The following is a 15,954-nucleotide window of genomic DNA, read 5'->3' as shown; positions in this document are numbered from 1 at the left end:
AGAAGTAATATGGAATAGGATTTTTAGTCTGTAAAATAAACCTCTAAACTAGGAATATAAAGTAGTTGGCCGTAACAAATAAAATCATTAGCGACTGTAGTCTAATACGATATAAAAAAATCCAAATATAAAAAATTATATCGAAAAACCTTTAAATAAAGGCATGATAAATGAAATGGCACCCATTCCAAGTTTCATAAAGCTGCCTATGTTGCCAAACAAACCGCCTGACCCGCCTGCATTTTTGGCAGCACCTTGACCAAAACCACCCAGTAATCCGCCTATGGAAGTCCCTCCAAACAATCCTCCAAGTCCTCCGCCACCAAGAAGCCCAAGCATGTTACCTAAACCACCAAAACTTGATATATGAGCTTTAGATCTAACTTTATTCCGTGGAACCTTCTTGTCGCCTTTAAATCCTTGAAGAATAACTTGATTAACCTGCACTTCTTTCATAACGCCATAATAGACAGAACCGTCCTTGAGTACTACGAGTACTGGTGATCCTAGGCTAGCCGTTGCTTGAGCGGCGATCGTAGGCGACGATGCTTTCTGTCCTACTTTCACACGGCCGTGCTTTCTTGTGATGCGTTGTTGAGTTTTCATGATCTCGCACATCCCTTTTAATGGAGTCCCTATTCTTGTCATCATATGTTAAGAAGACAAGATCCGAATGTGCTCTTCATAAAATAAATCAATCATTTCTAATTGAACTGCTTTGAGGGGTCTTATCTTTTGGATGTCATTTTTTTGGTTCACGATTCTCGCACACATAAGGGGTTACTCCTTACACGTTTTGTTCATTTTTTTAGTCTTGTCGTTGTTGTTCGCATGACTTCCGTCGAAACTTTCTTGGGAAAAGCAAAAGGAACGCGAATTTCAAGTTAAAATGAATATTTAGCAAAGCATAAGGGCTATTAAGTGGAGATGAATAGAGGAAGGAGCTGGCAAAGCTTAACAAGAGTAAGCGCCTAATGAACGGAGTCTCAACCGTTTTAGGCCAACCACTGCCCAGTAGAACATTTTAACGCACTCTACTGGAATTTATATATTTGGAGAACCTTCGGAACTTTCCATCCTTGATAAAAATAGCTCATTGGCTTTTTGCGTAAATGTCGTTGGCGTCCAAATATTTATGTCAGGAAACATGTCCGCTGAAATCACATCAACAAGAAGTTTTTCCAATGGAAGAGAGTCTTTTACTTTCAACAGATGCACTCCGTCGCTTATGCCTAACCCGGCGTCAAGTAACTTTTCAACGCTGAAATATAATCTGACTCCCGGAGTGTAAGAAACATTCGGGTCTGTACAAACCTGTCCCAAATTGCGTGAATTTACTACAAGTTCACCGCATCCGTCTAAAACATCCAGCATTATATAGTCCGAATAATCTCTGGGTTCCAACATTGGCTTTATTCCAATTTCATATACAGTAACGCCATTCTGCTTCAATATATTGGGTGACAACAAAGCTCCTTGCTTCTGTATGTGTTCCCAAGCCTCCAAAGTGGTGCTATGAACCAAATATCTATGTTCTGCCGTTATTAGATTCTGTTCACTTTGCTGATCGTAAAATGCTTCAATCAGTTTCTGTCCATCCATACCGTCGCATAATTTTAATATGACATTTCGTCCGTAGGAAAGTTCATAGTTCAAAAAATTGAATAATCGTCTGTGGTTCACATCGGCATCAGGGGATACTCTCAGCACATAGACTTTTGTACTTGGATAATTAATTGAGTAATTATCTATTGTTTTGTCATAGATAAAACAGGACCAAGCATCTCCATATTCTCCATCTTCTGAAAATGGATTATTGTCCGTTGGATACCAATAGCTTGTTGCATTAAATATCATAAGCTTCTCCCCTTCAAATTCCAATTTTCTAAAAGCTCATTTAATTGTTGAAGAACAATTTCTTTATTAGCTTGATTTGGACGAGAAATCACATAGAAATAGTGCTCACACGAAGACGTATGATTTATGATTCTTTTATGCAATATTTTCATCCATTTTAATATGTTCAACTTGGTTTTCTTTCAAGATCGCTGCTACTGCATTTTTCAAATCGAACAATCTCTTGTTCAGTACGAAGCAATCGATTTTCTATTAGCATTTGAACTTCGTTTTCTATATTCATTGAATCTTCCTTTTTCTTATCTACATGTGCAATTAAATAATTCAAGGTGATCACCACGTTAACCTGCCAGTTAGCGTAACGCATCTCCGCTGCAAGCCAGAGTTATAAGTCAGCTCCCCTGTCAGTAGATCAACCAGAAACTGAAGTGATTAAGAATACATAGCTATCCATATCTTAACTCGATCCGTAATACTCAATTTATAAATAACGGGAATAACCGTCAATAGGCGGTTATTCCCGTTATTTATAAATTACATAACAATCTCAAGCCCCTGGCCGACAGGCTGAACCGTTCCCAGAACGCGCTGGGTCATTTCATTCCCCATCAAATTCCAAGAAATCAACTGCAGCTTTAACATCAATAACCGTTAGATTGAGATGGTTTAGTTTCACAAGAAGACTTCCTCTTCTAGGAATTTATTCGTTCAATATCCACACTTTAACACAATATCTGCTAATCTCCCTGCCCGCAACGTAAAAAAGGCAAGCGATCAGTCTGGCCGCCTGCATTCGAATCTTTATTCAGCTAACGTGTTCCGTTAGCTGAATGATCAGAACCTTCTTTTTTATTCATTTAGCATTGTTAGCTAATGCGAAGTAAGTTTTATAGTTGCCTTCCCTTATTTCCAGGCAATTCAACTGATGCCCATAAGCACAACCGCCATCAATACCAATTTTATCCCCACCAAACCATATATCGGACTTGTCATGTAACTCTATGACTTTGGTATGTCCAAATAGCACGATCTTATCAACTACAGTAGGGTTTATGAGGAAATGTTCTTTGATGTACATAAAATCATATTCTGATTGTTCTTGCCAATTTTCAAAGGATGGATTCAAACCTGCATGGACATAAATATGCTCTTTATCTTCGTAGTAAAATGGAAGGTTATTCAAAAAAGATATATGATGCTTGAAGTTCTTGTTTATGTATTCTTTTCCATAATGTAATTTTTCTTCATCTGACATACCCATTAGAGATATACCACAATAGCTTTCTAATGTCGTAAGTCCACCATGTTGGAAAAATTTCATTTTAACGGTTTCATCTTCGCTAGTCATAACGTCAATGAATCGCTGGTCATGGTTTCCTCGAATCGCAATAACATTTCCTCCCTGAACCAGTTGCAGAACTTTCTCAACAACATCTTTACTTCGTGCTCCCCTATCTACGTAATCACCAAGAAGTAACAGTAAGTCCTCGTTCTTTTTATAATCTACCAATGCCAATAAGTTATTAAACTCGTCATAACAACCATGAATATCACTTATAACTAATGTTCTTCTCAATCTCTACATTCCTTTCGTGGACCACTGAATCTCAAACCAAGCATTTTATACCATTTGTAAAATATTCTTCTAAACTTTCTTATTCCCTTTTTCTGTAATTGGAAAACAGAGATTGAGGATGCGGTTTCTTTTGTAAAATTATAGTAGATAGATTCAGAGGCTACTTACAGAAGTCAAAACGGTGGCAGTAGAGACTTAGCTAAGCTAAATATTGAACTACTTCTGCTAAATAATAAGAGAAGTTGATGCTCCTCCAAGTGCATTGATATAGCTTTTCTTCAATTCTTCATCACTCCCTGCTACCGTTGAAATGAGGACGCTGAATTTAGTACCTATCCCGACTTTGCTCTTAACGTGAATTGTCCCCCAAAGTCTCAATGATTCGGTAATTAACCATTAGTCCGAGACCTGTTCCTTTCGTTTTCGTCGAATATAATGGATTCCCTAATAGTAAAAGCTGCTTTTCATTCATTTCGACCCCAGTATCAATAATTTCAATGACTGCTTAGTTTTTTTGAGCGTAGGCAAGAATCGTAATTTTTCAAATTCGCATCCTGCGACAAAAATGATGTGAGGGGACATCCTCCGAAGGTTTTCCGCAGCCTTCGCGCATTCAGCAAAATATTGAAGAGTGCCTTTACGTTGCAATGCTAGTTTATTTTTCATAAGAGAGAACTTCCGATCACTTAGCCTTCTTTCATCCTTTTTAACTATACACTTATTTTATGGGTCAAAATATAAACCCTCATACCATCACCTCATCCCAAATAAGTCATTATTTATTGTCTTTACAAAACTTAGCCATCCATGCATCCTTTGCTGCACCACAGAGAATGAAATTTATAATGGTTGAATAAATGTAGTCGATCACTCCCCTGGCACGGCTGCCTTCTTTGACTATCTTTCCACTTCTCTTTTGCCTTTAGGGGCGGCACCAGCAACCCAATCGACGAATCCGAATATGACTAATAAAGAAAAACAGACCGATATCTATTTCGAATCGATCTGTTTTTACACATAGAGCTTAGAGCATTCCCCATTTTCGCTCATACTCGACGAGAAGCTCATAATCACATTGGCGAAGTCCATTCTCCTCTAATAAGCGGGCAACTCTGTCAAATTCCAACATTGTTGTCTCCAACACCAGACGATCTCCGATGAGATAGTGGTCCCACTCACGGTGCGCCAATCTTAAGGATTCAATCGCGGCAAGAACGTTCTCCCTGTTTGATGCCCTGTCATTCATCTCATCAGCTTTATCCGCCAACTTTAATTTCCATCTATTCCACAGTAAAAACGGTTTCATTCGCTTCGCAGGCTCATGCCTGATGAACGGGTTGGAGAAAACCACTTTTACTCGCTGCACGCAAGTATCATTGAGCGTCTTATTCCCGGGACTCATCGCTTATAACCCCGACCAGAAGCTTTTAAAGATAACGACAGACAATAGATATCCTAGGATAACGTTGACTATGGCCCCGGCACCAAATGCGACAACTGGCCTCCAGCCAACCTTGGTCAACTCGCGAAAGCGCGTCGTTAAGCCGATGGATAGGAATGTAAACGTAAAGGCCCAGGTGCGAATGGCTTTGATCGGCGCAATAACATCGGAGTTAATAACCGTCTGTGAAGCAGCGGATACGTTAGAAATAATGATGGTAAGGAGAATAGAAGCAACGAAGAAACCGAGGACAAACTTAGGGAATCTTGTGATAATTTGTTTCGCTCCCGCTTTCGGTCCTTCACTACGCTTCTCCCAAAAAGTAATCGAAATAAATGCTAAAATAAAGCACCACAAGCCGATAAACATATCGCGGCCTACTACCTTCACAAGCGTAAATGTATTCAATGCGTGGTCTCCAAAAGAACTGGCCGCCGTGATCCCCGCCGCGTCAGCAAATTCCGACGTGCCGATCCAAGCACCGGCAGGTCCGGGCTCGATACCGAAAGCCTTAATTAGAGCGGTTAGGAGAAAAATGAAGACAACGGCATAAATAACAACCAAGGAAATGGTGACAGAAACATGTTCCTTTTTGGTTTGAATTGAACTGCCAATGGCAATAGAAGCGGAAACACCGCAAACGGAGCCGCCGGTGCCGAGGGTCGCAGCAAAACGATTATCCAGACCAAACGCTTTAGCTACGCCGAAAATAACGAGAAAAGTAATCACTGCAATGATCGACGCCTGCAGAAAAGCAACAGGACCCGCTTTGGCAATTAACGTAAAAGGCAATGTCGCGCCCAATAAAATGATCCCAACTTTCACATATAACTCTGTACGTAAAGCCGAATCGATCCAAACTGGAATCTGAATGACGTTCCCCACAATCAGACCAATGGCCAGTGCCACCAGAGGCGCCTCAATTCCGTACTTGCTTGCAATTGTCCACGAGCTAAACAAGTTGATAATCAAGCTCAGCAAAAATAACGCGGTGAATCCTCCAATAAAATGACCGACTCTCGTTTTCAGTACTACCGCTGCTACGGTGAATAGAACCAGTAAAAGCACATAGAGATCAATTATCTTTAGTGCGTTATCGCCTAATGTGGCCCACAAGGCGGTCCAATTCGACCAAGTTTTAAAGGATGGCGAGAATGTTTTCAGCGAACCACCTGCCGCCCATAGCACTACTGCAAAGACCACTACGAATAACCCAATCCACACTGTCCACCAGTCTTCTTTGCTAATCAAACTTGCCCACTTGCTTTGTTTGGGAAGCTGCACACCCGTCGGAAGCTGGTTCGTTCTAACGACATTAGACATTTGCATATCCACTCCTTATTTTCGCATCTTCATAGCCTCACTTGCGGTATAGCCAAAGATGAAAGTTACACATTGAAGTAAAATGGCAATATATTCCTCGTGACATCAGAATAATACAACTATCCCCATCAGTCAACTATGTTTTAAAACAATCAAACATACAGCCTTAATACTAGATTACTTTTGCTGCTACGTAGTTGCAGCTTCTTTACAATGTTTCTCGACGGATTGAAGAACTTCATTTGTGATACAATCTTCATTCTTCATAATGTGATGGTAGATTTGGGAATATTCTAAAAGGTCTAAAAACCCGCTCCAAAGGAAGTGGGTTTTCTTACTTTTTAATAATTTTTGGTAACTGCTCCTAACATGCCTCTTTATCCATTTGGGTACACATCAGATTGCAAAAAGTACTCTTCAAAGCGAAATAATGCACCGGCGTACTCAGATTCCGGGTGTTTGGTGACAAATTGGTTTTTTACTGCAAAAAAGCCAGCAAACTCAAGGGTTTGCTGGCCTTTCATAAAAAAACAATTTCAAATATAGTTCTGAACTGGTTTTAATGACCCAATTGACTGAATTACAAATTAGTTTTGAAGTGCTTCTGACAAATTATTTAAAGCAGATGGCTCATAGAACTAACGTTCTCCTTAGTTTAATAACTTACCTAGACAAATACACTCTTCTCGGTTTAAATATTTACCATAATTGTCGATACGAATATAGCCCTTATTCTTATAAAACGAAACTGCTTTTTGATTTACTAAACGTGTTTCTAGCCATATTTGAGAATATCCGAAGTTCAGAGATTGTTCCTCTAGATAGGACAGAATAGCAGAGCCCACCCCATTAGATTTCGATTTGGCATACATTCTCTTTAATTCTGCTATACTCGTGTCAATTGGACGAATCGCTCCACAACCAATAGGTTCCCCTTGTTGATTGCGTGCAATAACAAATAACGAACGAGGAACAGTAATATCTGTCACGTTAAAGGATTTTTTCCCGCTATCACCAGTTATGGACTTTAGGGTGTCTGATAATAACTCCATAAGACTTTTAGCATCCTGGGAATTGGGGTCCTCTGGCTGGACAATAAAATAGTTCTGCACTATCTTCACTCCTTCTCTCTATTATGGGCACTATTTACTTTTTAGATTTCCATAAACGAAGAAAATTGCAAGAAATCCTATAAGTATTTTTTAGTAAAGTAAACTGCCTTTTAGTTCAACAAACGAAAATGAGCCGCCGCAAATCATGACGCTCAACAAGCGTCCCCGTAATTTCAAGATTGTTACTCAATCTTTAAACCATCTGGAAGAATAATTTCACTATTATCACTACTGACATTGAAAAAACCAACGTCATGCTTAATTGCTAACTTGCGAACATGTTCGTGCGCCTCTTCAGCTACTGACCATGCAAAGGCCATATAAATTGCATTAGATGCAACACTATAATCAGTTAGTCTTTCCTCGAGCTCCTCATCCCTATTTAGTTCCTCATCAGATGGTGCAAATGAACCATTCATAGTCGGAAATGATTTAATAGGTAATTTGGTAATTCGTGATGTTGGCGTACATTTTAGCAAGTTTTGCTAATGTAGACAACTTCTCGTTTGTTGCGCGAAGCGGAGTTAAACTATACAAGCGATGGATAGGTTCCGTCGCCGCGCTATCGTGTCACGTTACAAAATTTTATCCGTTCGATGAGGAGCTTTTATTTCCTTCTATAAGATAACGTTCCACTTACATCGAAATGTATCTAAAACTTGTTCTGAATAATGAATAATTTCTGTTCTTTTTATCTTCTTTCGAACTAAATAATCGGTACAAGCCCGATCTGAGTCACCCTCTCGAATACATCTGAACCAATTAATTGTATATCGTATGTATCGCCTTAACCTTGCGTTTTGCTTCTTTACTGCCATCCTATAAATAGTTTATACTATATAGTTGCAAAGGAGTGGATTATATGTTCTTAGATGAAACGATTGATCATAACAGAAGGTTCGTTGAAAACAAGGAATATGTGAGATATCAAACATCAAAGCTTCCCAACAAGAAAGTTGTCGTTGTCTCCTGCATGGACACCAGGCTAACGGAGTTGCTGCCAAAAGCGATGAATCTGCGGAATGGGGATGCAAAGATTTTAAAAACAGCCGGTGCGGTAGTTTCCCATCCCTTCGGCAGCATTATGAGAAGCATCATTGTTGCCATATATGATCTGAACGCCCATGAGGTTTGCGTTGTTGGACACCACGACTGCGGCATGACCCACGTAAACGCAACTGCTACTACCAAGAAGATGATCGAGCGGGGTATTTCCGTGCAAACGATCGAAACACTTGATTATGCTGGTATTAAAATCAAGGATTGGCTACGCGGATTTGATTCGGTTGCGGAAAGCGTTCGCCAAAGCGTCGAGGTGATCCGAAACCACCCACTGATTCCCAAAGATATTCCAGTACATGGACTTGTGATCGACCCGGAAACAGGAGAATTAGACATCGTTGAAAACGGATATAAAAGCACGCCAGACTTCGAAAAATAAGTATTAGACTGACTTTATAAATGGGAACAGCGGCGGACTTAGACTTGAAAAATAAAGTCTTAGACTGCCGCTGTCTTTATTAAACTAACGTTCACCGTTAGCTTAGTCATTAAAACATACTATAAGTGTATTAACTCATTAGCTATGATTAAAATTCCATTGTTTTCGATCTCTTTTAACTCTGTATTGAGCTTAAAGCTATTTAAATTATAGATTGTTTTCGAAAAATCCCTATTTAATAATTCACCATTCCGAAGCTACTCAATACTAATTGGCCCTCCATCCATCTCTAAGCAAGATTGAATTAATTCAACCGGACTTTGCTCCCAGAGATCTTGACATAAATCAATAATTGGATTGATTTGCCCCTTCCTCAATTGCCTTCAAATGAACGAACTGCTATTTCTAATCTGACCCCCCCCTCCATATTTATCGAATTGAAATGTTAATATATCAATTTATTTATCTGAAATTCGTCGAAAGCGTGGAAAAGTACCTTTAAATCCTTTTTCACGTAATTCTGAAATAACAATTGTTTTTAGGGCATCTACCATAAAATCACGTTCTACCGAAAAGAAAATCCCTATCTCTTATATAACTTAACGAATCCTACATAATTTTGAGCTATAGTGCCCGTTAATTTAACTTTCAATGTGATTGTAACCTAGCTGAGCTGCCGCTGTATTATAGCGAGCAGAGTGCGTTGCTCCTCCTCCGGAACGCTCTCACCTATGCGCGCCGCCATTAGCGGAAGCTCCCACCTAGCTAGCTCCTCCCGGCTGTAGCCGGTCAGATCTAGATATGTTTCCTCGTACGTTTGCAGCAATACGGTTCGAAGCTGAGCAAACGTTTGGATAACAACCTCGGGAAGCTCTGCCGGTAAGACCGCATGACGAAGTATCAAGATTGTCCTCGCTGCATCGGCTTGTGCTGGACCACATACTGCGGTCATCCAGTCGATGACTACAGGACCCCGCTGACTTAACAGCACATTGCCAGGATGGAAGTCGCCATGGCAAAGTTGATCACCCCCGGGAAGCTCTGACAGATGGCTTATGATCGCCTCTCGAAACGGCTCCAAGCCGCCGTGACGAATGCCACTGATCATATAAGCCAGTCGGCTTTTAATGGATTGCAAACGTCCGGTTGCCTTGATTCTGTGCAACTTGGCGTGAAGCTCAGCCAGCTGACGACCGTATTCTGCAGTATGTTCCGGTTTACTCATCAGAATCTCCAGCATGGAAGGCCCCAAGACCTTCTCATAAGCAAGTCCTGTAAGACCGACAGTTTCAACGGTACCATAAAATGTTGGGACATCTACAACCAACTCTTCAATAACAGAGCTGATCTCCCGCTCCAGGTCCAGCAGTTTCGGGTCGTGAAATACTTTAAGGACCTGATCCGATCCTAATACATAAATATCAGCAGTGTTTCCTCTACCAATCCGTTCTCCCAGTCCCATGAGAAACTCCTAATTCTATTTGGAATAATAATTAAATTAATTATAATCGAATGAAGTAAAAAGAAAAACCGGCAATCTCCTTCACGTACTCTTCGGTCAATCTAGTTAATTGTAATGGTGATTATTGTAAGAAACCTGCCAATTACTTTAACGAAAAACGGCAACCGATTTGAGGTCGGCTGCCGTAAAGAATTGTTGAGCTATAGTTCCCAGCTAGGTTAACGCTGTCCGACGAATAAGCCTTATGGCGTCCTAACAATCCTTAAGCGGAATGGAAAATTCAATATAAAAAGGATGAAGTTCTTCATTCAAGCATAGCTCAATTCTTTGCTTGAAGTTCCCCCAATTTACCATATCTAATGCTGTTTCGATCGGGAAATATCCTACTTCTAAAGACTCAGAGGTTGTTGTTAATTCTCCTCCGACTGGTCTGCCTAAAAATAAAGTGTTACAAATACAAGCATCTACATTTTGAAAAATACCACAAAACTTCGTGACTTCTATATCTATACCGCTCTCTTCCTTTGTTTCCCTTATCGCCGCATCTTTCAAAGATTCACCTTCTTCAACCTGCCCTCCTGGCATTTCCCATCCTCTTTTAGGTCCTTTTATTAATAATATTTCGTTACGCTCATTAACTACAATTGTCGCCGCAGAAACGATATGTTTTGGAGCCACTTCAACGTCCTCCCCTATTAACAAAATAGATATTTTTTTTAAAATAGTTCCAATTACAAAACCAATCTCGAGGACGAGAGCAGGGCTTGATCAATATCAATATTCCTCCCTAGTGGTGGCGCACGATTTCTTTCATAAAAATGCTATCTGTAAGCGCTGCCTTTCGGTACAATGGACATGATAACTACTACTCAAACAATTAGAGCCAGGAGGAATATTCAAGATGAACGATCAATTCGAGCAGCATTTTAATTCGGCTCAAGCACAACAGCTACTGGACCGGATGTACGGCAACGAAGAACGAGAGCGACAGATCGAAAGGTACCGGAGATGTAAGGAAGGATACAGCGCGCAATATGGAAATACTGAGTCACTGAAGTATTTCAGTGCTCCGGGTCGAACCGAGATAGGCGGCAATCACACGGACCATAACAATGGAAAGGTGCTGGCGGCTAGTATTCAGCTAGATACGATTGGGGCTGCAGCAGCCGTGGACACCGGGGTTATTTCCGTAATTTCCGAAGGGTATCCAGGCATGTCAGTCATCAATCTAGATGATCTAGAACCTCAATCAGGCGAGGGCGGAACGGCTGCTTTGATCCGCGGTATTGCACACGGTTTCCAGCAGCACGGGTACCGAATCGGCGGATTCAATGCTAACGTTAGCAGTAACGTCCTTCCGGCGTCAGGACTCAGTTCCTCTGCATCTTTCGAAATTCTGATCTGCCAGATTCTAAGTACTTTTTATAACAACGGAGAGATGGATGCGGTCATGATGTCGCGCATTGGCAAGTATGCCGAAAATCTTTATTGGAACAAGCCATCAGGAATGCTAGACCAGATGGCCTGTTCGCACGGCGGTATGATCACAATCGACTTTAAGGAACCGGCAGAGCCTCAGATCGAACGTATTGCGGGTACCTTTGAAACAGCTGGTTACAGCCTTGTCATTGTCAGCACCGGCGGTAACCACGCTGACCTGACGAAGGATTATGCATCGATTCCGAACGAGATGCGGGCAGTGGCACAAGCGTTCGGTGTAGAGGTATGCCGCGATTTGACGGCTGAGATGATCTACGGCCGGCTCACGGAACTCCGCGAAACTACCGGAGATCGTGCGGTGCTGCGGGCTCTCCATTACCTGGATGAGAATGACCGTGTCGAGCGGCAAGTAGAAGCAATTAAAGCGGGCGAGTGGCAAAACGTGTTAAAGTATATTACCGCTTCAGGTAATTCCTCGTGGAAATGGCTGCAGAACATCTACCAAGAGTCAGTGTCACGTGAACAGGGGATTGCGCTTACACTCGCCATCACTGAACGTTTCATCGACCGGTTGGGCGACGGTGCTTGCAGAGTACACGGCGGAGGTTTCGCCGGCGTCATTCTCGCTGTTCTGCCACATGTGGCGGTATCGGAATACCAGGAACTAATCCGTCGTACAACTGGCACGGAACTGTTCAAGATCCGCGTACGCGAAATTGGATCGGTCTGTTTGAATACGTTCTTGTAGGTTCACTGGCTTAATCGTCAATTGTATGCTTCCCGTATATTGAAGGTTATTTATAATTCGCCTGTATAGCGAAAGGGGAGCATGCAATGGGCGTGTGTTGCCGTGAGTTTATTGCACTATCGTGACTCGTTAGCTGAATCGGATTGCCATTTGCCAAACAAGAATCTGTATAACTCGGCTCTGATAATACTATTTTTATTGTCAATAGCCATTTCCCCTTAAATCGTTTTACATCTTTATTCGCAAAAAGAAATTCAAACCCTTCAATTAAACTGCACATCTATTCAGCACATCTGGATTAATCGGACTATATTCTTGTCACTCGACAATAAATGACAAGAACTTTATCCCATTCCCATCGAAAACCCATCGCCATTAATTTGACGACGGGTTTACTGGGTTTTTAGCTGTTGAAGCATTTTTTGTTTTCATTCATTGAAATCACTGTTTTGAAAATTTCAATGGTAAAATTACGCTGCGCATGTCTAATGACACAAATTTGCCTACATGGATCCGGTGTCTGGACGCTTTACTTCGCTTTCTCGGTAATTTTTATTCACCGCGCTTCATAGAAGCGCCGACACCCCCGCACGTTTCTCCCGTGCAGCGGTACTTCAGGAGCGCCCGCCCCACCTCCCTTTCGATTTACCGTCAAAAAGCTGAATATAAGTAGGGTCTGGTTGAAGGTCTGCGATCATGCGCAGCAACTTGGACCAATCGGCTCTCGCGCCTAACACCTTTTCCCGGCAGAAACCGGCAATGTGGTAGCGTCTCCGAAGTATCGGTTCCGATTTGCTTGCCCGTACCGACGCCTACAGGGGCAAGGGCCAATCGACCAGGTCTTGAACCGTATAAACTCCCGGCCCCGCCATCGTTAATCGGCTCTACGCTCATTCCTGGAGTAGGGTCAGTCGGATGTGGGATCTGGCGTTTAGTTTGGCCCATCAAGAAATCGAAGGGCTGTTGAGGTAAATGGAACCGTGGGATCATAAATAGGAACGTGATCGCCGCCAGGAATAATCCATAAAGCGGCATCCGGTATAGAACGGTAGATGTTCAAAGGAATTTCAACGAAAAAAAAACGGTCGCGATCACCATGTATAACGAGTGTGCGGGCTGTAATAGTTGATAAACCTTGTGCAGTGAAATTCATATCGTCGTAGTTGTCGCCCAGGGCGTTGAACTGCGAAATGAGTTCTCGAATCTGTGCGTCACCGCGTTTTGCGCACTCTCGATACATTTCTTGCACTTGTTGGGGCATGGTGGCAAACGAAGCTCGGCGCATTATGGCCCTTGCCTGATCGGGGAAATGGGAAGTTGCACTAATTAGTACCATCGAGTCGATGCGCTTGGGTTGGCTCGTTGCCATGTGAAGGAGTGTCATCCCGCCAGAACTCATCCCCATAGCTGAGAATTGATCCACCCCTAGCTTGTCAAGCAACAGGAACACGTCACTGGCCGCTTCCCGATGGCTGAACTTGTTTTCGGGATTGGTAGAGTAACCATGGCCTCGCAAATCCACGACGATCAGTCGATGGCGTTCTGAGAACTGGGCGGTAAATGGATACCAGTTCTGTGCACAACCGCCGAACCCATGCAAGAGCACCAGGGGCTTTCCGATTCCGTACTCCTCATAGTGCATCTCCATGTTATTGAGTTGAACGGTATGCCCGCGAGTGGATGTTCGTTCGGGTGCGTACATCGTACTCATTGGTATGCCTTTGCTGTGTTTTGATGAACTGCTGCGCGGCCCCGGCATGAACGCAAGTGAATCATATCGATCCATTTTTCCAACATCCCCTTTCTATATGAAAATTTTTCAGTTACGAATATTTTTACTCTAAGCCGATTGGTAGACGCCGCTTCTTTGGAAGCGCTGAATGCGCCGGCTTGCCCGTCTAGGGCAGCGTCCGGATGCTCCGCCGGGTTCCAGCTCCGTCAACTGCCCCTTAAGGCATCAAACTCCGCACCGTAATCTCAGCTCAACGCGCCTTCACACCTTATGTTTTTAATTTACGAAATTACGTAATTACGTATTTGATGAATAAATTCATTTTACCTGATCAGTATCCATTTGTAAACCAAGCAAAACTACAATTTCAGTCTTTTCTGGATCAAGTTTTTCCTGAATATCGTGACGTGTTTGATGACCTTATTCTAGGGTTTCCCTTCGATTTATGGCCATGCATCCAACGTCTAAAAAGTCCAAAACTTGACTGAGTTGGAGATTACAACTGAAATCCGAAGTCTTACTGGACGCGGCAGATCCCTCTCATGGTGCTTGGAGCGCGCTCAAATCCTAGGAGTTGCATCATAGTGAAATCCTTTTAAGGAGACCGCTTTTCCAAGCCTTTTAATTTCCTTTTAGCTGCTAATTAAATTACTTCTTCAATGCCAGGAACATCTAGCAACCCTTGATAAATCGATAGATGAACATTAAACCGAATCGTGACAAAAGCAAATAAGGATGGAATTATTTGAAGCATTGCCGATACTTCTATTATCCCCTCTGCCCACTGTTGGCGCCTTGTCCCGAAAAAAACCACTATTTAAGCGACACTTAATGAGAAAATGTCCTTGTCGACCGACAGCCATTTCCACTTAAATCGTTTTACATCTTTATTCGTAAAAAGTAATTCAAACCCTTCAATTAAACTGCACATCTGTTCAGCAAATCTGCCCGTTAGCCATACATGCAGCACAAGCGCTGCACCACAGATGATGAAAATGGGTTAATCAATTCGTCAATACTTCTACTATGGCTGGGAGAGGAAGGTCGATGCGCTATGGTGCCTTAGAGCCCAACCGTTAGTCTGACTCCAACGATCACGGTGCATCACAGATTGTCGCTCCCTTTCGGGAAGCACTCATGGGAGATTAATCCTACTCTGGTTGTTGCACCAGCCTCTTATCCGAATTAGCCGTAGAGAGGAATGTTTCTAAGTGGAAGTTGTCATTGAACGTGCATGCGGGATGGATATTCACAAAGATAACATTACAGCATGTATTTTAACGTCTAAAGGAAAGGAGATTCAAACGTTTTCTACGAAAACGGTACATCTATTACAACTCATTGACTGGATTAAACAGCATGATTGTTCTCACGTTGCAATGGAAAGTACAGGCGTATTTTGGAAGCCAATCGTCAACTTGCTTGAAGCTGAAGGTATTGAATTTCTAGTGGTTAATGCTCAACATATGAAGGCATTACCTGGTCGTAAAACAGACGTCAAAGATTCGGAATGGATAGCCAAGCTTCTCCGCCATGGGCTACTTAAAGCAAGTTTCATTCCAAATCGGACTCAACGCGAACTTCGAGAACTAGTCCGGTATCGCCGTAGTATCATTGAAGAAAGATCCAGACAGCACAATCGCATTCAAAAGGTACTCGAAGGAGCTAACATTAAACTTGGTTCTGTTGTCTCGGATATTATGGGTCTCTCTTCTCGCGATATGCTCCGTGCCATTGCAGATGGCGAAGATGATCCTGAAATACTAGCAAGCTTTGCTAGGCGCACCTTGAAGCGAAAAAAGGACGAACTCGAACTTGCTCT

Annotated in this window: 15 protein-coding genes; 3 read left to right on the top strand and 12 right to left on the bottom strand. The window is 42.2% G+C overall.

Annotated elements, in window-relative coordinates:
• Positions 1 to 135 precede the first annotated feature (135 nt).
• The 9 genes from O9139_RS19250 to O9139_RS19215 form a co-directional block, all read right to left on the bottom strand.
• Positions 136 to 606 (bottom strand): hypothetical protein, encoded by a 471-nt coding sequence (locus tag O9139_RS19250; protein ID WP_270881097.1) that lies wholly within the window; start codon positions 604 to 606, stop codon positions 136 to 138.
• 438 nt (positions 607 to 1,044) lie between these two features.
• Complete coding sequence (locus O9139_RS19245; RefSeq protein ID WP_270881096.1) at positions 1,045 to 1,857, bottom strand: hypothetical protein; 813 nt, start codon at positions 1,855 to 1,857, stop codon at positions 1,045 to 1,047.
• A gap of 166 nt (positions 1,858 to 2,023) precedes the next feature.
• Complete coding sequence (locus tag O9139_RS19240) at positions 2,024 to 2,194, bottom strand: hypothetical protein (RefSeq protein ID WP_270881095.1); 171 nt, start codon at positions 2,192 to 2,194, stop codon at positions 2,024 to 2,026.
• A 516-nt stretch (positions 2,195 to 2,710) separates the two neighbouring features.
• Positions 2,711 to 3,433 (bottom strand): metallophosphoesterase, encoded by a 723-nt coding sequence (locus O9139_RS19235; RefSeq protein WP_270881094.1) that lies wholly within the window; start codon positions 3,431 to 3,433, stop codon positions 2,711 to 2,713.
• Positions 3,434 to 3,782: 349 nt separating this feature from the next.
• On the bottom strand, positions 3,783 to 3,923 hold the full coding sequence (locus O9139_RS33370; RefSeq protein ID WP_408638370.1) for a hypothetical protein: 141 nt from the start codon (positions 3,921 to 3,923) through the stop codon (positions 3,783 to 3,785).
• Positions 3,924 to 4,457: 534 nt separating this feature from the next.
• A complete protein-coding gene (locus O9139_RS19230; RefSeq protein WP_270881093.1) occupies positions 4,458 to 4,835 on the bottom strand; it encodes a hypothetical protein in 378 nt (125 codons plus the stop codon).
• 3 nt (positions 4,836 to 4,838) lie between these two features.
• Entirely contained in the window at positions 4,839 to 6,197 is a 1,359-nt protein-coding gene (locus O9139_RS19225) for a YeiH family protein (protein WP_270881092.1), read from the bottom strand.
• Positions 6,198 to 6,847: 650 nt separating this feature from the next.
• Positions 6,848 to 7,309 carry a GNAT family N-acetyltransferase gene (locus tag O9139_RS19220; protein ID WP_270881091.1) on the bottom strand — a complete coding sequence of 154 codons (462 nt, stop codon included), beginning with the start codon at positions 7,307 to 7,309 and terminating at the stop codon, positions 6,848 to 6,850.
• Between the two features lie 182 nt (positions 7,310 to 7,491).
• On the bottom strand, positions 7,492 to 7,728 hold the full coding sequence (locus O9139_RS19215) for a hypothetical protein (protein ID WP_270881090.1): 237 nt from the start codon (positions 7,726 to 7,728) through the stop codon (positions 7,492 to 7,494).
• Positions 7,729 to 8,171: 443 nt separating this feature from the next.
• Between O9139_RS19215 and O9139_RS19210 the strand changes: the two genes are divergently transcribed.
• Positions 8,172 to 8,750 (top strand): beta-class carbonic anhydrase, encoded by a 579-nt coding sequence (locus O9139_RS19210; protein ID WP_270881089.1) that lies wholly within the window; start codon positions 8,172 to 8,174, stop codon positions 8,748 to 8,750.
• 664 nt (positions 8,751 to 9,414) lie between these two features.
• On the opposite strand, the gene O9139_RS19205 is transcribed toward O9139_RS19210, so the two are convergent.
• Positions 9,415 to 10,212 (bottom strand): phosphotransferase family protein, encoded by a 798-nt coding sequence (locus tag O9139_RS19205; protein ID WP_270881088.1) that lies wholly within the window; start codon positions 10,210 to 10,212, stop codon positions 9,415 to 9,417.
• Positions 10,213 to 10,464: 252 nt separating this feature from the next.
• The gene (locus O9139_RS19200) at positions 10,465 to 10,890 is read right to left on the bottom strand and encodes an NUDIX hydrolase (RefSeq protein ID WP_270881087.1); all 426 of its coding nucleotides are present in this window, start codon (positions 10,888 to 10,890) and stop codon (positions 10,465 to 10,467) included.
• A 223-nt stretch (positions 10,891 to 11,113) separates the two neighbouring features.
• On the opposite strand from O9139_RS19200, the gene O9139_RS19195 reads away from it, so the two are divergent.
• A complete protein-coding gene (locus O9139_RS19195) occupies positions 11,114 to 12,400 on the top strand; it encodes a galactokinase (RefSeq protein WP_270881086.1) in 1,287 nt (428 codons plus the stop codon).
• Positions 12,401 to 13,331: 931 nt separating this feature from the next.
• Here O9139_RS19195 and O9139_RS19190 read toward each other — a convergent pair.
• Positions 13,332 to 14,186 (bottom strand): alpha/beta fold hydrolase, encoded by an 855-nt coding sequence (locus O9139_RS19190; RefSeq protein ID WP_270881085.1) that lies wholly within the window; start codon positions 14,184 to 14,186, stop codon positions 13,332 to 13,334.
• Between the two features lie 1,157 nt (positions 14,187 to 15,343).
• On the opposite strand from O9139_RS19190, the gene O9139_RS19185 reads away from it, so the two are divergent.
• Positions 15,344 to 15,954: IS110 family RNA-guided transposase (locus O9139_RS19185; RefSeq protein WP_270881084.1), on the top strand; the 611-nt coding region annotated here is incomplete at its 3' end.

The sequence above is a fragment of the Paenibacillus aestuarii genome, assembly GCF_027789125.1.
In the GTDB taxonomy this organism is placed as follows: domain Bacteria; phylum Bacillota; class Bacilli; order Paenibacillales; family NBRC-103111; genus Paenibacillus_E; species Paenibacillus_E aestuarii.
Note: the sequence above shows the minus strand (reverse complement) of the source record. Positions and strands in the feature narration are given on the sequence as shown.